This window comes from Sphingomonas sp., assembly GCF_036731925.1.
In the GTDB taxonomy this organism is placed as follows: Bacteria; Pseudomonadota; Alphaproteobacteria; order Sphingomonadales; family Sphingomonadaceae; genus Sphingomonas.
On record NZ_DAINDJ010000001.1, the window covers coordinates 1892687 to 1908632 of the forward strand.

Annotated in this window: 11 protein-coding genes; 3 read left to right on the forward strand and 8 right to left on the reverse strand. The window is 66.5% G+C overall.

What is annotated here, in order from left to right; translation table 11 throughout:
- Positions 1–5 precede the first annotated feature (5 nt).
- The 6 genes from V7E00_RS09170 to V7E00_RS09195 form a co-directional block, all read right to left on the reverse strand.
- Positions 6–2351: a TonB-dependent receptor family protein gene (locus tag V7E00_RS09170; protein WP_333572307.1), complete on the reverse strand. Its 2346-nt coding sequence runs from the start codon at positions 2349–2351 to the stop codon at positions 6–8.
- A gap of 64 nt (positions 2352–2415) precedes the next feature.
- Entirely contained in the window at positions 2416–2820 is a 405-nt protein-coding gene (locus V7E00_RS09175) for a DUF2946 family protein (RefSeq protein WP_333572308.1), read from the reverse strand.
- Positions 2821–2898: 78 nt separating this feature from the next.
- Entirely contained in the window at positions 2899–4032 is a 1134-nt protein-coding gene (locus V7E00_RS09180; RefSeq protein WP_333572309.1) for a lysozyme inhibitor LprI family protein, read from the reverse strand.
- Between the two features lie 52 nt (positions 4033–4084).
- Positions 4085–5596, reverse strand: coding sequence for a tryptophan halogenase family protein (locus tag V7E00_RS09185; RefSeq protein WP_333572310.1), 1512 nt, complete (start codon positions 5594–5596; stop codon positions 4085–4087).
- Between the two features lie 94 nt (positions 5597–5690).
- Positions 5691–8747, reverse strand: a complete 3057-nt coding sequence (locus V7E00_RS09190) for a TonB-dependent receptor (protein ID WP_333572311.1) — start codon at positions 8745–8747, stop codon at positions 5691–5693.
- Between the two features lie 194 nt (positions 8748–8941).
- The gene (locus tag V7E00_RS09195; protein WP_333572312.1) at positions 8942–10405 is read right to left on the reverse strand and encodes a carboxylesterase/lipase family protein; all 1464 of its coding nucleotides are present in this window, start codon (positions 10403–10405) and stop codon (positions 8942–8944) included.
- 200 nt (positions 10406–10605) lie between these two features.
- On the opposite strand from V7E00_RS09195, the gene V7E00_RS09200 reads away from it, so the two are divergent.
- From V7E00_RS09200 to V7E00_RS09210, 3 genes are all read left to right on the forward strand, one after another.
- Positions 10606–11916 (forward strand): sugar porter family MFS transporter, encoded by a 1311-nt coding sequence (locus tag V7E00_RS09200; RefSeq protein ID WP_333572313.1) that lies wholly within the window; start codon positions 10606–10608, stop codon positions 11914–11916.
- Between the two features lie 267 nt (positions 11917–12183).
- The gene (locus tag V7E00_RS09205) at positions 12184–13122 is read left to right on the forward strand and encodes a 3-keto-disaccharide hydrolase (protein ID WP_333572314.1); all 939 of its coding nucleotides are present in this window, start codon (positions 12184–12186) and stop codon (positions 13120–13122) included.
- Positions 13123–13392: 270 nt separating this feature from the next.
- The gene (locus V7E00_RS09210) at positions 13393–14028 is read left to right on the forward strand and encodes a GAF domain-containing protein (RefSeq protein ID WP_333572315.1); all 636 of its coding nucleotides are present in this window, start codon (positions 13393–13395) and stop codon (positions 14026–14028) included.
- Positions 14029–14040: 12 nt separating this feature from the next.
- On the opposite strand, the gene V7E00_RS09215 is transcribed toward V7E00_RS09210, so the two are convergent.
- Together V7E00_RS09215 and V7E00_RS09220 are read right to left on the reverse strand one after the other, a co-directional pair.
- Positions 14041–14730 (reverse strand): DUF6683 family protein, encoded by a 690-nt coding sequence (locus V7E00_RS09215; RefSeq protein ID WP_333572416.1) that lies wholly within the window; start codon positions 14728–14730, stop codon positions 14041–14043.
- Between the two features lie 131 nt (positions 14731–14861).
- The gene (locus tag V7E00_RS09220; protein ID WP_333572316.1) at positions 14862–15941 is read right to left on the reverse strand and encodes an arabinan endo-1,5-alpha-L-arabinosidase; all 1080 of its coding nucleotides are present in this window, start codon (positions 15939–15941) and stop codon (positions 14862–14864) included.
- Between the last annotated feature and the right edge of the window lie 5 nt (positions 15942–15946).

The following is a 15946-nucleotide window of genomic DNA, read 5'->3' on the forward strand; positions in this document are numbered from 1 at the left end:
CCCCTTCAGAACCGCGCCTTGACGCCGGCATAGACCGTGCGCGGCTGTCCGGCGTAGACCGCGCCGGTGGTGTTGGCGAGCACCGACACCGGGTTCTCCACCCCCGTTCCGGCAAGACTGTTCGCGATGACCGAAGCGGACCCGACATAGGTGACGTCGAACAGGTTCTGCACCGCGGCATAGAAGCTGAGGCGCGACAGCGGCCCGCTGCCCCGCGGCGGATCATAATGCAGGTTCAGGTTCACCAGCGTTGCCGCGGGCATCGCGAGCAGGTTGCTGTTGTCGACGAAGAAGCGGTCGCGGTGCGAAAGCTCGGCAAAGCCGCCGAGGCCGCGCAGCGGGCCGGCCGGCTGGTCATAGCCCGCGCGCACGTTCACGAAATGCGGGATCACGCCGGGGATCGCCTTGCCATTCCGATCGAGCACGCGCGACACCGCCCCGACCGTCAGCCGCTCCTGGAAGTCGGTGTAATATTGGTCGTTGTAGCTGTAGCTCGCATCCAGCTTGACGCCGGGCAGCGGCTGCCAATGCATCCCCAGCTCGATGCCACGATGCACCGAATGCGGCACGTTCGAGGTATAGGCGAGCAGGTTCACCCCCGCCGACTGGCTGACCAGCTCGTTGCTGAACCACTCGGTATAGCCGGTCAGTTCGGCCTTGAAGGTGCTGCCGAGCGCGACTTCCGCGCCAAGATCGACCCCGGTGTTGCGCTGCGCTTTCAGGCTGGCATTGTTGCCCGCCACGCCGGCGGCGGTGACAAACAGGTTGCCTGCCTGCGGGATGCCATAGCCGGTGCCCACGCGCGCGTGCAGCCGCACCGCGTCCATCGCCTGCCAGAACAGGGCGGCTTCGGGCGCGACATTGGTGAAATGGCGATTGGCCGGGATCAGGCTGAGGACGGGATCGCCCCCCACAGGATAGGTATAAGCGGTCTGGCGCATGTCCAGGATCGAGCGCTCGGCGCCGATGCCGCCGATCAGCTGCAGGCGACCGGTTAGCTGCAGCTCTTCCCGGGCCCGCACCCCCAGGTTGCGCACGTCGCCGAATACCGTCTGCGTCAGCGCGCCGAAGCCGTTGCGACCTGCCGGCGTCTTGTTGAAGCTGAAACTCTGGTTGTCGAGGTAATTGTAGAAAATCCCAAGGAAACTGGTGGCCGCCATGCCGGCGATCCGGCCGTGATGCGTGACATCCGAGGTGAGATTGTAGCTGTCCAGCGTGCCCTTGAACGGCGTTGCACTGGTAGGCTGATTGACGACGCGGCTGTCGAAGGTCGCCTGGGTGCGCCAGGTCGTGTTCGGGCCCAGATCATGTTCGTAGCGCGTGCCGACGATGGTCCGGCGGTCGTTGCGGGCAAGATCTCCCTCGCCGGCCGTCTGCGCGATCCGCGTGCCGTTGACGCCGTTGACCAGCACCGAAATGGTCCCGCACCCCGGCGCCGCGCCCGCCGCCGTCCGGCAGCCCTGCTGGTAGGGGTTGGCGAGATACTGGTTGTACGAGAGCCGCGTGGAAAGGCGGAACTCGCCTTCATTGTAGATCAGCTTCACTGCAACGCGGTCACGGCTGCCGAGCTCGAACCGCGCCAGCGCATTGAGCGTGCCCGTCTCGTAGCCGGTATGTCCAGTTGCCCCGTCACCGCGAACATAGCTGCCGAACACGGCGACGTCGCGATCCGCATTGCCTTGCCCGATCGTGGCGTAGAGATTGGCAAAGCCGTCGCCGCCGACGTCGAACCCCGCCTCCACGCCGTCAATCTCCCGCCCCGAGCGCGTGCGGAAGTTAATCGCGCCGCCCAATGCATAATTGCCGTAGCGGGCCGAGGAAGGCCCGCGCACCACGTCCACCGCGCCATAGGCATGCGGGTCCGTCAGGTCGAAACGAGCGAGCCCATCGGGCTGGGTGACCGGAAAATCGTCCTCGAACACCTGCAGGTTGCGCGCGCCGAAGCCATTGCGGGCATTGGAACCCCGCACCGACACGCTCACGTCGCGCGGCCCGTTGCCCTGCGTGACCGCGACACCCGGGGAGAGGCGAACGATGTCGGCAATCGTCGTGGCAGGGGTATTGCGAAACAGCGCGGCATCCACCGTGGTGACCGTCTGCCCGCTGACGCGTGTGGTCAGCGACAGCGCCTTTCCGGTGACGAGGATTTCCTGGCCCGCATCCGCCGACACTGCCGCCGGCCGTGCGGGCCGAGGAGGCGGCGCGGCGCTATCGAGCGTGGCGAGTTCCGCGTCGATCGCGGCGCGCTGGCGGAGCAGTTCGGCACGGCGCGCGGCACCATCGGTCTGCGCGGACGCGGCAGATGCGCAAAAAACGGCCGCGGTGGCCGCCGAAAACAATAGCTTGGACATGAATACTTCCTGATCCGTGTGCGTCTGCGCCGGGGGCACGAACGCACGAAGTGGGGACAATGGATCAGGCGGGGCGTGGCGGTCCGCGCAGGGGCGGCCGCAGATAGATGCGGGCGATTGTCGGGATCGCCGCAGCGATACGGATCGCGCGCTCGAGCACGAAGGCGATCGCCAGTACCAGCAGCGCCGGATCGACCGCGGCCACGCCCGGCATCGCCAGGCCCGCGAAGGCGCAGGGCATCGCGCTACCGGAGCTATGCTCGTCCGAACTGGAGCGATCCTCGCGGTCGGGAATGGTCACCGCGATCGTCTTCGGGCCGTAGCCAGAGCAGAAGCCCAGCACGAGCGTGCCGCCGGCATGTACCGGCATGAAGCCCGCCGGCAGCACTGCCTTCATCAACAGCGCGGCAGCGATCAGCCAGCCGCACAGCAGGCGATGCTCCAGCAAAAGGCGACGAAGGGCGAACACGCGGCGGGCCTACGCAGGCTGCCGCGTATTGTCGAACGCTTCTGTACGCCCGGCGTCTTTTACCATGCCCTCGGCCGTTCAATCACAGGCATGCGCACCTCCAAGGATCGGCAGGAGCGCATTGCGTGCCATCGTCGCCGCGGCTGCCGGCGAGGCATGGAGATTGGCGACGTAATAAGCGGCGAGTTCGCGTTCCGCCGCCATCGCGTCTGCCGCGGTGACGCCCTTGCGGGTCGGCAGCGGCTTGGCCTTCGCTGCGGGGGCCGAGCCCAGGCGGGCGCGATCCACGTCACTGTTGAAGGCGCTATAGATGGCGAAGCGGATCGTGCCTTCGCATTCCGGCCAATGGGCGTTGAGCTTCTTGACCAGCGCGTCGAGCGACGGCAGCGGCGGCAGGCTGTCGCTGCAATCATTGCGGAAGACGAAATTGTCCATCGTCGATCCGAACACCGGCCCCGTGGCGGCCAGCAGCTTGGGGTGCCGGACGATTGCCGCACAGGGCAGGTCGCGCGGCATCCCGACCAGCTTCGGCTCGTCGAGATAGGGGCCCAGCACGTTGAGAAAGGCCGCGAAGTGTCGTTCCGAACGGAACAGGTCGTCGGTTGTTCGCACCGCGATGCCGTCGCTCCCCGGATCGGACAGGATGGAATTTCCGAACGACTGGTCCGCGTTGGTCTGCAAGGCGGTAAGGTAGGGCTTCAGCAGCGCCGCGATCCGGGCACGGCTTCGCGCACGTTCCGGGGCGGACCAGTTCGCATCCGCCGGTGCCTCCGACCAGAGCTGCACCGCCTCCAGGATCGGCGCGAAAGCCGGATCGCTCGCGCGCAGCACCGGGAGCGCCGTTGCCGGCGCGGCCAGGAGCGACGCGATCGCCAGCTCCTGATTGCGGACGGCATAGCTGTCCTTGAGGCAGGCGGCGAGCGGCTCCGTCGCGCGCGGGGCGGCACAGGCGCGCATGCCCTGCAAGGCGGTGCGCTGCGCGGCCAGCTGGTTGGAGGCGCCGCTGCCGAAGGCGCCCTGCTTCGCGATCGCGAAGAGCTGCGCCATCGCGCGGTCCTGCGCGGCCAGCGTCGGATCGGCGCAGATCGCCTTCTCCATCGCCGTCGTGGCCGATGCGCAGGGAAAGCTCGGCCCGGCCGCAGACTGCAGCGCCACCGGCGCAGCGGGTGCGATCGGAGCAGGCAAGAGTGCAGTCAGAGCGAACGGGATCAACGCTAAGGAAATCAAGACTTTCTCCATTTCCCGCTTGGAGCGGACGCCCGCCTTACGCGATCGCGCCGATGCGTTCGAGATAGTTTCGATGCGGCTCCGCCAGCGCCAGCGCCCGCCCGAGCGCCTCCCGCATCCGCGCGAACGCACCTTCCAGCTCACCGTCCGTGAAATGATCCGCAAGCGGATCGTAGCGCTGCGGCAGCAGGTCGAACCCCGCATACATGGACAGCCAGCTTGGATCGCGGAAGGATTCCCACTCGTACCTGGCGAACACGCCGCGGCTGCGGAACATCCGCACCTTGTGCGCGAGCTCGTCCGGCAGCGGCGTCGCGCGGCATGCATCCCACAGCGGCTCGCCGTTGCGCCCGTTCGCCCAGTAATGCAGCTGCAAAAAATCGCGAATCCGGGCATATTCGAGCGCGGTGATGCGGTTGAACTCGTCCGCCAGTTCGGGCGCGAAGCCACGGTCGGGCATCAGGTTGCCCAGCCGCTCCACCCCCGACTGGATCAGCGTGAGGCTGGTCGATTCCAGCGGCTCGAGAAAGCCCGCAGAGAGGCCGAGTGCGACGACATTCTTCTCCCAGACCCGCGCCCGGTGGCCCGTCGTGAACCGCAGGAAGTTCGGCTCCGCCAGCGGCTCCCCTTCCAGCCGCCCGCGCAGCACCGCCTGGGCCTCGTCGTCGGAGAGGTGCGCGCTGGCATAGACATAGCCGTTGCCAACGCGGTGCTGGAGCGGGATGCGCCATTGCCAACCCGCCGCGAGCGCAGTGCTGCGCGTATAGGGCGTGAAACCATCCCCATGCGCACAGGGCATCGCCACCGCCCGGTCGCACGGCAGCAGATGGCTCCAGTCGACATAGGGCACCGCCAATGTGCCGCCGAGCAGCAGACCGCGAAAGCCGGTACAGTCGAGGAACAAGTCCGCTTCCATCCGGCTGCCGTCCTGCAGCGTCACGCCGGTTAGGAAGCCGCTCTCGCCGTCCTGCTGGACGCTCGCGACAGTGCCCTCGACGTGGCGCACGCCACGCGCCGTGGCAATACGGGCGAGGAATCGGGCGAACAGCCCCGCATCGAAATGCACCGCCCAGTCGAAGATGCCGAGGTCGTTGGGCGGATTTTCGGCCGGCGGCATGATCAGCCCCCGAAGCGCCATCTGGGTAGCCAGGCAATAGTCGGCGATCGGAGTGGCGTCGCCGGCGGCGCGGCGCTTCAGCCAGTAATGATGAAAGCCGATGCCGCGCGACGCGATCCCGTACAGCCCGAAGGGATGGAAGAAGCTTTCGCCCGGGCGTGCCCAGTCGCGGAATTCAATGCCGAGCTTTGCCGTGCCCTTTGCCTCACGCAGCACCTCCGCCTCGCTCACGCCGATCGCGCGGAAGTAGTCACGGATCGCCGGCACCGTTGCTTCGCCGACGCCGACGGTGCGGATGTCCGGGCTTTCCAGCAGAGTGATCGCGACGGGCTGGCGATCGAACAGCCGCTCGAGCAGGGCGGCCGCCATCCAGCCGGCGGTCCCGCCGCCGACGATCAGGATAGAACGGATGGGTTGTCCTGCTGCGCGCATGTCCTGTTCCTAGGGCCAAGCCGCGATCGGTGGAAGCACTCGGAAAATGCGGCGCCCCGATCCGCAAGGGACCGAGGCGCCAGGGAGAGGTGCCTCAGAACTTCGCGCGGACACCTGCCATGAAGCGGCGTTCGTAGATGTTGTTGTAAGCGCGCTCATTCGGATAGACGATGTAGTATTTCTCGTATTCGCCAGTCAGGTTTTGACCCTGTCCGTAGATCGTGAAGTTGGGCGTGACATCGTAACTGATCGACGCGTCCACATAGTTGGTGGGCGCCTGGTACAGTTCCGATCCCGTCAGGCCGTTGACGAAGTTGGACTGGACGGCACGCTTCGACCGGTAGTTCCACGCAACGCGTGCCTGGAGTCCGTGCGCCTGGTAGTAGAGCGCGGCATTCGCCTGGTACTTGGAATTGTCCTGGAACGGAATTTCCTGGCCCGCCAGATCCCGGTCGCCCGTTGAGGAAGGCGAATAGGTGAAGTTCAGGTCATAGCCGAAGTCGCGGAGGAAGGTCGGCATGAAGCCGATATCGCCCAGCGACTGCTTCCACGACGCTTCGATGCCCTTCAGCGTGCCGCCTCCGCCCTGCACCAGCGTGTTGATCGGCACAGTGCGGTTGCGCACCACACCGTCATTGTCGGGCAGGTCGCTGCGGTAGATGATGCCGTTCTGAATGAAGCTCTGGACGTCGATGTAGAAGGCCGCAAGGCTGATCATCGAGGCGCGACCGATATAATATTCGACGGACGCATCGAGATTGTCCGCACGCCACGGATCGAGCTGCGGATTGCCCGCCTGGCTGCCACCGGTGACGCGGAACAGGCCAGTCGAGGTGTCGATCGCATAGCCCGGGGTCAAGCCGCCGCCCCACTGGTCGAGGTTGAGCAGCGTCATCGTGCGCGCATAGGCGAGCCGCAGGCGCAGCTTTGGCGTGAAGTCGAAGGCGAGGTTGAACGCCGGAAGGAAGTCGGTGAAGTTGCGCTGCGTGCGCAGGTCGCCGCCGTCCTGGTTCGACAACCCATAGGGCAGCGGTCCGCCTACGACGTTCTGGCGGATATCGAGCTTGGTGTTGATCACCCGCAGGCCGCCATTCCCGCGCACGGAAATGCCGCCCAGTTCCAGCTCCTTGAAGTTGAGCTGGAAATAGCCGGACCATTGCTTGATCCCGACGTCATAGGACGCACCCGGGTTCAGATGCTCCTGCTCGTTCGGGTAGAAGCCGTTCTGGAACGCTGCGGCATTGTCCATCGTGTGCGGATCTAGAACATAAACCGCGGGCAGGCCGCTGCCCGGCAGGTTGTACGGCTTCACCTGGCCGTTGAACACCGGATCGGTCGCCTTGCGCGTGAGACCCGCGGTGTAGAAGCGCGTGCCGTCGCCGGCCGAACAGGTCTTGTCGTTGACCGAGACGTCGAACGCCTTCCACTTGACCAGGCAGCCGGCGGCATTGCTCGCCCCCTGCCCCGCATAGACCGGCGCCACGCGCTCGAACTGGTAATTGTCGACCGATCGATCGCTATAACGGACGCCTCCGGTAATGTTGAATGTGTCGCTGACGTCATATTCGGCGTCGAAGCGACCGACCTTGAGGTCCGCGCGGCGCCGGTAATTGTCCTCGGACGACATCGTCTTGAGCGCGTAATTGGCCGCGTTGCCGAGCAGCGAGGTAAGCTGGGTCGGCAGGGTGAAGCTGGGCTCGTCGCCGGTATAGTCCACCGTCGCGCGAAGCGAGTTCACGCCAGCCAGCGTGTTGACCGTGTAGCCGCCGGGGTTGAAGGCACGCCCCCCCCCCAGCGCTGCCGGGTAATGGCCGATGCCCCCGGGCTGCCACTGGATGCCATTGCTTACGCTGAACTGAAGGTAGCTTTGGTCCTGGTTCTGCGTGGCCTTGCCATAGAGGCCGCGCAGCGTCGCGCGGAACTTGCCGCCGTTATCGAAGCGCAGCTCGGCATTGTAGTTCTGCGATTCCGACTTCCACTTGTAGGTCTCGGAATAGGAATCGAAGTTGCCGAGATCATATTGATACACCTGCGTCGTGTTGACGTGATAGCCGCCCGAGGTCGCGCCCGTGTCCTGCGATTTCAGCGGGACGAACTCCGCCGCCTGCCAGTTCACGTTCTGCATCTGGATGCCAGCGGTGCGGTTATACTGCGTCTGGCGGGTATAGAAGCCGTCGGCGGTGAAGCTCAGCGCGTCGTTGAGCTTGGCCTGGAACGAACCATTGACGCCAAGGCGCTGCCGCTGGGTGATGCGGTTCCAGGCGGTGAAGCCCTGCGGCACGATGAACGTGTCGTTCGCGTCGCCGTCGCCGTTGACGTCGATCCCGCCGGCGACCGGCGTACCGCGCGGCCGCGTGGCGGCGGTGCAGCCGGGCGCCTGGGGCGAGAAGCCGCCGCAGCTCGTGGCATCCGCCAGCCCCTCGTTATGCAGCGCGGCGCCATAGCCTTCCTGGATGCCGTTGTGCGAGTTGGACAGGTTGAGGTCCGAATAGGCGGCCGAGACGATGAAGCCGACGCGGTCGTTCTGCCAGCCGATCAGGCCGTTGACGTTGGGATCCCAGCTCTTGGTCTTGTCGCCGTAGGACGCTTCCGCCGTCGCCGCGAGCGTAAGGCCGCGCTTCAGGTCGAACGGGCGACGGGTGCGCAGGTTCACCGTGCCGGTGATACCGGCGTTGAGCAGATCCGCCGTCGTCGACTTGATCACGTCCGCGCCCGAGAAGAGCTGCGACGGGATGTCGTTGAAGTTGGGCTGGATCGTCGTGATCGAATTGGCGCCGAGATAGGCTTCGCCGTTGAGCAGCGTGGTCACCTGCGGAAGGCCGCGGATATTGATCGCGGCACCCTCGCCCGCGTCGCGGCGGATCTGCACGCCGGTGATGCGCTGGAGCGAGTCCGAGATCGTCACGTCGGGCAGCTTGCCGATGTCTTCCGCCGAGATCGCGTCGACCACCGAGGATGCATCGCGCTTCACTTCGATGGCGCGGGCCTGCGACGCGCGAATGCCGGTGACGACGATCTCGCCGTCCTGTCCGGCAGCGCTGTCAGCCGCTGGAGCGCTGTCCTGCGCGAACGCAACGCCGCTCGTGCCCAAACAGAGAAGGGAGACTGCACAAAGCAGATTGCTGCGGCGGCGGCGGAACGACTGCACCATGTCTCAAAACTCCCAAGCGATGAGAGGCAGTCGTGGTGCGCCTTTTGCAGGTGCGCATCTTCTCCCCTCCCGGACTAGCGGCTTTTTGCCGTCTTGGCGTCATGTAGAGATCAAAGCGCCGAAATGGTCAACTTAAATAATTCAACTTTCCTTTCTCATCTTGCGAAGATGAGCAAGTATCGTTCCAGGCGCCTCTACAGCGTGTCGTGGAGGGCACAGGCAGCCGGTGGCGCAGCGTCGACGGCGCGCATTCCCTGTGCATCGAACAGCACTTCCTGCGGCCGCCGCGCGGTGTAACGCGGCCAGGCGGCGGGATCCGGCGCGCCTGTCTGCGCAAATCGAACCCAGAGGCGCTGCAGCAGCGCAGGCTGGCCGGCGACGGCGAGCCCGTCGAACAGATAGGGCAGCTCGGATCCATGGCTGCTCCGGCCTCCATCTCGGGCAAGATCGAAGCGATAGCGCCAGATCGGCCAGTCGCGGCCGGCGAGCAGCGTCGCCAGACGTTCGGTCGGGCAGCCGAAGATCAGATCGGTGGAAAGCGCCAGCAACGGCCCGCCGCGCCTGGGATCGGGCGCCCGGTAGCGGTCCGCGAGACTGGCAGCCTGCGCGCCGAACGCCGCGCGCAGCGCATCTGCGAGCGCGATCGATCCTTCCGCCGGGCCGAACTCGGCGACGCTGGTGCCGAGGATCACCGGCCGCGGCGGCGCTTCCTGGAGCAGCAGGCGCGGCGACCGGGGAAGCACCAGCCCGTCAATCTGGGTGCGCAGCCACACCATGTCGTCGTTCCACACGGCATGGGCGCGCGCAATCACGGGATCGTGCAGCTGTCGGTCTGCGGCCAGCAGGCTCGCCGCAGGAGCATGGCGCAAACCGGCGATGCCCCGTGTGCCGACCAGCCGCTCCGCCTGGTCGCCCAGCGCGAAGCCTTCCGCGCGCGAGCGGAACGGCATGCCGAACCCCGGCGTCCCGCTCTCCAGAATTGCCTTGGCGAAAAGCCCGCGCGTCGCCGGTGCGGCGAGCAGCAGCGATACATCCTGCGACCCCGCGCTCTCGCCGAAAATCGTGACGTTGGCGGGATCCCCGCCGAACTTCGCGATGTTTGCGCGCACCCAGTGCAGCGCCGCAATCTGGTCCAACAGGCCGTAGTTGCCGGCATGCCCCCGCGCCTCTGCAGCCGCGCCGCGATGGGCAAGGAACCCGAAGATGCCAAGACGATACTGGACGGCAACCAGCACGACGCCGTTCGTCGTAAGCCGGGAGTCCACCGTGCCTCGGGCCGATCCCGCGCGGTTCGAGCCGCCGTGGATCCAAACCATGACCGGCCGCCTGCCCTGCTTCCCGGGCGTGCGGACGTCGAGGGTGAGGCAATCCTCGCTGGCATGGGCTGCGTCGCCCTTGTTCCAGCCGGCGTCGTTCTGGAGACATGCCGGTGCGGGCGCCGCCGCCAGGCGCGTACCGCGCCACGGCCTGACGGGCTGCGGCGCCTTCCAGCGGTTCCCCGCAAGCGGTGGGGCGGCATAGGGAATGCCGCGGAAGACGAGCGCGCCGTCGTCGGCCCGGCGCCCCTCTATCACACCGCCGGTCACCGCTATTCGGGGTTCCGGCGCCGCGGCAGCGGACAGCAGCAGCATGGAAAGCGGGGCCAGCAACAGCTTCATCTTGTTCGATCCTCCCCGCAGGGCCTCTCGCTTCGGACCCGTGGACCGCGGGATTTTATTCAGCAAATTTAGCAATTCAACGGCCTTCGGGTGGTCCTTGCTTGCACCGCGTCTGCAAATCGATTGTTATCGCAGGCCGAAGCGGCGCATCGATCGGAAATGGTCAGCGCACGAGCATGAGACGGGAAGAGGGTTCCAGCATGGCAACAGGCACGCAAAGCAGGATTGCCGTGGCAGCCGCCCTGGCCGGATTATTGTTCGGTTTCGATACCGCCGTCGTCTCCGGGGTCACCACCCCGATCACGCATGCCTTCGCGTTAAGCGCCACGGGTACCGGAATCGCCGTGTCCGCCGCGCTCGTCGGCACGTTGATCGCCGCGCTCGGCGCCGGCATGCCAGGGGACCGATACGGCGCCCGCGCGGTACTGCGCTGGGTCGGCATCGCCTTCATCCTCTCCGCGCTGGGATGTGCGCTGTCCTGGGATCTGGCAAGCTTTGTGCTGTTCCGCTTCATCGGCGGGCTGGCGATCGGCGGCGCCTCCGTGCTGGCGCCGGTGTTCATCGCCGAAATCAGCCCGGCGTCGCGCCGCGGAGCGCTGGTCGGACTGTTCCAGCTTTCGATCGTAAGCGGCATCCTCGCGGCCTATTGCAGCAATGCCGTAGTCACGGCGCTGCTGGAGGACGGCAGCGGCTGGCGCTGGAAGCTGGGGGTCATGATCGTCCCCGGCCTGATCTTCCTGGCCGCGATGTTCACCATCCCGCAAAGCCCGCGCTGGCTCGCCGCGCGCGGCCGGGAAAGCGAGGCGCTGGACGTCGCCGCCCAGATCGGCCTGACCGACTGGACGCTGACCGCGCCGGATGCGGAAGCAGCGGTGGAGGAACGGCTTTCCTGGGCGCTCCATCGCAAGCCGATCCTGCTTGCCATCGCAATTGCCAGCTTCAACCAGCTGACCGGCATCAATGCGATCCTCTACTATCTGAACGACATCTTCGCCGCCGCCGGCTTCAGCCAGGTTTCCGCCGACGTGCAGGCCGTCTCGATCGGCGCGGCGAACCTGCTGGCGACGCTGCTGGCAATGACGCTGATCGACCGTGTCGGCCGGCGCACGCTGCTGCTGGTCGGCGCAGCAGGCACCGCCGTCGCACTGGCGGGCGTGGCGGGCGTGTATTCCGGCACCGGCCGGGAAGCGCTGCTGCTGCCGCTCCTGGTCCTGTTCATCGCCTTTTTCGCCGTATCGCAGGGTGCAGTGATCTGGGTCTATCTCTCGGAGATATTCCCCACCCGCGTGCGGGCCCGCGGCCAGGCACTGGGAAGCGCAACCCACTGGATCTGGGCGGCCGTGCTGAGCTTCGGCTTCCCGGTCCTCGCCCGCGAATTCGATCGCAGCCTGCCCTTCTGGTTCTTTGCGGCGGCCACCCTGGTCCAGCTCGTGGTCGTCTGGCGCTTCTTCCCGGAGACGAAGGGGGTCCGGCTGGAGCGGATGGAAGAAGCGCTGCGGGGCAAGCGCTGATCCGGAAGCGGCGCGTACGCCTCGCGGATGCCAGCTGGCTGGTGCCGGCGGCGTGCGAAGGCAGCGACGCGTCTTCAATCGATCGAAGGCTGCCGTGGAAGGCAGCAAGGGGCTGTCTTTACTGAGTGATTTCTTGACCTTCAGCCGCACGCGCGGACATTTTCCGGTGGAGCCTCGGCGAGAAACCGCGGTAAGACGCGCCAGCCCCTCCTGCCGGGAGGGAGCCGGTTTCCCAAAGCCGCACAAGAAAGCCGCACAAGGATGTCGATGATGCTGCGTTCGCTCGCCCTTCTGCTTGCCCTGCCGGTGGCCGCACCTGCCCAGGATTCAAAGGAGCTTGCCCGCGCACTCGCCGGCGAGGCGCCTTCCGCGCGCCAGCGTCTGGTGCTGGCCGACCTGCCGAAACCAACCGGCAAGGCGATTGCGCTGTTCGACGGCAAATCGCTTCGAGGTTGGCAGCCCTGGCTTGGCTATGCGGATCCTGCCGTCACCTATCGGGGCGAACCGGGCGCAGCGCCGCTGGGTACCTCGCGCGATACGGGCGAGGACTTCGCCGTGCGGAGGATCGATGGAGGCCCGGCAATCTGGGTGAAGGGCCAGACCTGGGGCAGCCTCGTGCACCGCGCGGACCTGCGCGATTATCATCTGCGGCTGCAGTTCAAATGGGGCGCCAAGCGCTGGGCGCCGCGCGAGAGCCAGGCGCCAAATAACGGCCTGCTCTACCATACGCACGGCCGCGCCGGCGAGGTGTTCGGCACCTGGCAGCCCTCGGTGGAGTTCGAGATCATGAAGGGATCCACGGGCATGCTGGTGATGGTGGGCAAGCAACTGCGCGCCCACACCACCGCCGCCTTCGACCCGGCGCTGATCGCACCGCACCTCCGCTTCCGCACCGACGGCCGGATGGTCGACATGATCAACGGTACGCCAACCTGGAACGTCGAAGCCGCGACCGACGCGGAAAAGGCGGAAGGAGAATGGAACACACTCGATCTCTACGTCGTCGGGGATCGTGCGATACACGTCGTCAACGGGGTTCCGGTCGCCGAGGCACGGGACCTTGCGGTGATCGGCCCGGATGGCAAGCGCACGCCCCTGACGCACGGGCACATCCAGCTCCAGTCCGAAGGTGCGGAAACCTGGTTTCGGCGGATCACCGTGGAGCCGATCCAGCGCCTGCCCCGCATCATCGCGATGCGTGACTGACGATCGACCGGATCATGGCCGCCTAAGTGCGGTTCCGAAGCACGTTCTCGGCAGAGAAGCCGTCAAAATCACGTGGCTTCACCAAACAGAGGGCTGCCATGGTTGAAACCGCAGACGTCCAGTCCAGCATCCGCTCCACGAACACAGCCCGCGTATTAACATAGATCATCTACTTCCCTATTTAAGCATTGCACGCCCTCCCACCGCCACGCTAGCCTCCTTCCATTCGGGGAGGCTAACGGAATGACCCAAAAAGACTGCGGAACTTCCGTGCAAACCTTGTCAGAGCTGCGCCGGCAGGCACGGGTACTGACGAGCGGCGTCTTCGGGATGCGCGGCGACGCCGAACTGTCCTGCATCGTCGAACAGGCTGCAACCGAAACTGGCTTCCCCTTTGCCGCCGTCTCCATCGTCGACCGGTCCCGGCTTTGGCTTGCCGTCGCCTACGGTTTCGATCCCCGGGAGTTCACCCGGCCCGACAGCTTCTGCGATGCCGCGATCCAGATACCCGGCTTTGCGCCACTCTGCGTGGCCGATGCCTGGCGCGAGCCCCGGTTCAAGTTCGCGCCGGCGGTGATCGAGATGAACGTGCGCGCCTATTACGCGGCGCCGCTGGTGACGAGCGACGGCTATGCGCTGGGCACCTTGTGCCTTCTGGACCAGAAGCCCCGCACGGTGAATGCAGCCGGGCTGGCGCGGCTGGTTGCGCTTGCCGGCAATGCCTCGACCGTCATCAACCGCGTACCCAATGCGGTAGCGCATGCCGAATATGCCATCGACGAGTTGTGCACCCGGATGCGCTTCGCGATCGCGGATGAGGATGACGAAGCGGTGGCGGTGCTCGATCAGGAACTCCGCCTGTTCGAAGCCAAGCTGGAACTCCACTGGCAAGCCGCGCCGTCCTGACGCCCGGCGCCCTTATCGCAAGGATAGCCCCTGCTCCCCGATCCGCACGCGCGCCGGATCGATCCCCAGCAATGCGCGCAGATACGTGCCGCCGGCAGCCTTGAGCGCTGCGGCGCGCTCTGCGCTGGGCTGTTCCTTCAGCGCCTCGCGCGTGGCCGCAAGGTAGGTGGCAAGGATCGCGATGGTGACGCGGCCCTGCGCGTCGTCCCCAGCCGCAGCAGGCTGGGCAGGTAGGCGGCGCATCTGGGCATACAGCGCGCGAAAGGCGGTGTCGCTGACGTCTGAATCGGCGAACGCCATGTAGCTGGCGGCCGTCAGCGAAGCGACCCCGCCGGCCGGATCCCCCGCGGTGATGCCGAGATGCCGCTCGAGCTGCCCGTAGCGCCGATACAGATCCGCGAACGATGCCGCCGCTCTGCCGCGTTGCTCCGGGGGGAAACCGGACGCGAGTTCGGCGGCCACCCGCTGCACCACCGTTGGCGCAACAGCCGGCCGTGCCGTCCGCGGCACCGACGTCGCGGGGCGCCGCAGTGATTCCTCGACGCTTTCGCCGAAAATCTGCTGGTGCGAACGCCGTAGGATGTCGTTGGCTTGGGAGTTGAAGATTGCGCTGTCAAACCCGCCTAGGCCGAACCATCCGCCCTCCTGCGCCGAAGCGGGTGCAGCGGCCAGCATGGCGATGACGGTGACGATCCTGAACATTGGCACGCGCCCCTCCCCGGTTGTCCGCCCAGCATAAGGGACGCGACTTCCCGATGGAGGCCCCGGGCCACGACACCCATCCCGTTCGCCACACGCCCGGGCGCGCCCGAGTTGCTGGCCGCATGGTCGTGCTAGTTCGCCACCGGCCAGCCATCGGCCGTCCAGCTGAGCGGCTGGATCTGGAGCGTGGGGGCGCCGTTCTGCAGCCGGTCATAGGCGTGATAGACGATGTAGTCCCCGTCTGCCTGTTGCAGGATGGACGCCCCGCCGCGCCCGACGAAGCGGCTCCCGTCTGCCTGCCCGTTGGAAAGCACGGGCGTCCCGCCCCCCTGCAGCATGGGCTTGCCGTCGCGATCGACATAAGGGCCGTCGGGTGCGGACGATCGGCCGACAACGGTGTTGTAGGTGCTCGCCGCGCCTTGGCAGCAGGAATCGAACGAGACGAACAGGTAGTAATAGGCCCCGCGTCGGATGATGAAGGGCGCCTCTACCGCACCCGGCGCCGGGCGCTGGGCCAGCGCCCGGGGCGCTGCATTGCCGGCAAGCTGCAGGCCGGTGGCCGGATCTATCCGGATCAGCTTGATGCCCGTCCAGAAACTGCCGAACACCAGCCACGACCGGCCGTCCGCATCACTGAACGCCATGGGATCGATCGCGTTGAAATCGTCGCCCGTCCGCGACTGGACCACCGCCCCCCGATCGACCCAATTGGCCGCCGGTGCCGCCGGATCGATGCTGGTCGCCGTGGCGAGGCCGATCGCCGACTGGTTGCTGCCGAAGGTGGAGATTGAATAATAGAGCCGGTACTGGCCCCCGACCTTCGAGATATCAGGCGCCCACATCCCTGTGGCCCCCGGCACGGTCGTTCGGGTCCAGGCAGGCAGGGCCGTGTAGCTGCCGCCGCGCAGCGTCCAGGTCCGCAGGTCGCTCGAGGTTCGCAGCGCCAGCAGGCCCTGCGGATCGCCGGCATTGCCGGTAGTGAACAGGTAATAGGTGTCTCCGTCCTTCAGAATTGAAGGATCATGCACCGGACTGATCGCCCCGCTCAGCGGAATGGAGGCCGCCACCGGGCTCGCCACAGGCGACGGCGCAGGTGCGGGCGTCGGGGTCGGGGTCGGAGCTGCGGCGACCGAAGCAGGCGGCGCGGGATTGCCGCCGCCACCGCACGCCGAGGCGAGCAGCAGCAGCACCAGGGAAGAGGAACGTTTCACGTCAG

What these genes read in the sequence shown, in the direction of transcription:
- V7E00_RS09170 (WP_333572307.1), bottom strand. Translation starts at nt 2,351, where the DNA reads ATGTCCAAGCTATTGTTTTCGGCGGCCACCGCGGCCGTTTTTTGCGCA.
- V7E00_RS09185 (WP_333572310.1), bottom strand. Translation starts at nt 5,596, where the DNA reads ATGCGCGCAGCAGGACAACCCATCCGTTCTATCCTGATCGTCGGCGGC.
- V7E00_RS09195 (WP_333572312.1), bottom strand. Translation starts at nt 10,405, where the DNA reads ATGAAGCTGTTGCTGGCCCCGCTTTCCATGCTGCTGCTGTCCGCTGCC.
- V7E00_RS09215 (WP_333572416.1), bottom strand. Translation starts at nt 14,730, where the DNA reads ATGTTCAGGATCGTCACCGTCATCGCCATGCTGGCCGCTGCACCCGCT.
- V7E00_RS09205 (WP_333572314.1), top strand. Translation starts at nt 12,184, where the DNA reads ATGATGCTGCGTTCGCTCGCCCTTCTGCTTGCCCTGCCGGTGGCCGCA.
- V7E00_RS09190 (WP_333572311.1), bottom strand. Translation starts at nt 8,747, where the DNA reads ATGGTGCAGTCGTTCCGCCGCCGCCGCAGCAATCTGCTTTGTGCAGTC.
- V7E00_RS09200 (WP_333572313.1), top strand. Translation starts at nt 10,606, where the DNA reads ATGGCAACAGGCACGCAAAGCAGGATTGCCGTGGCAGCCGCCCTGGCC.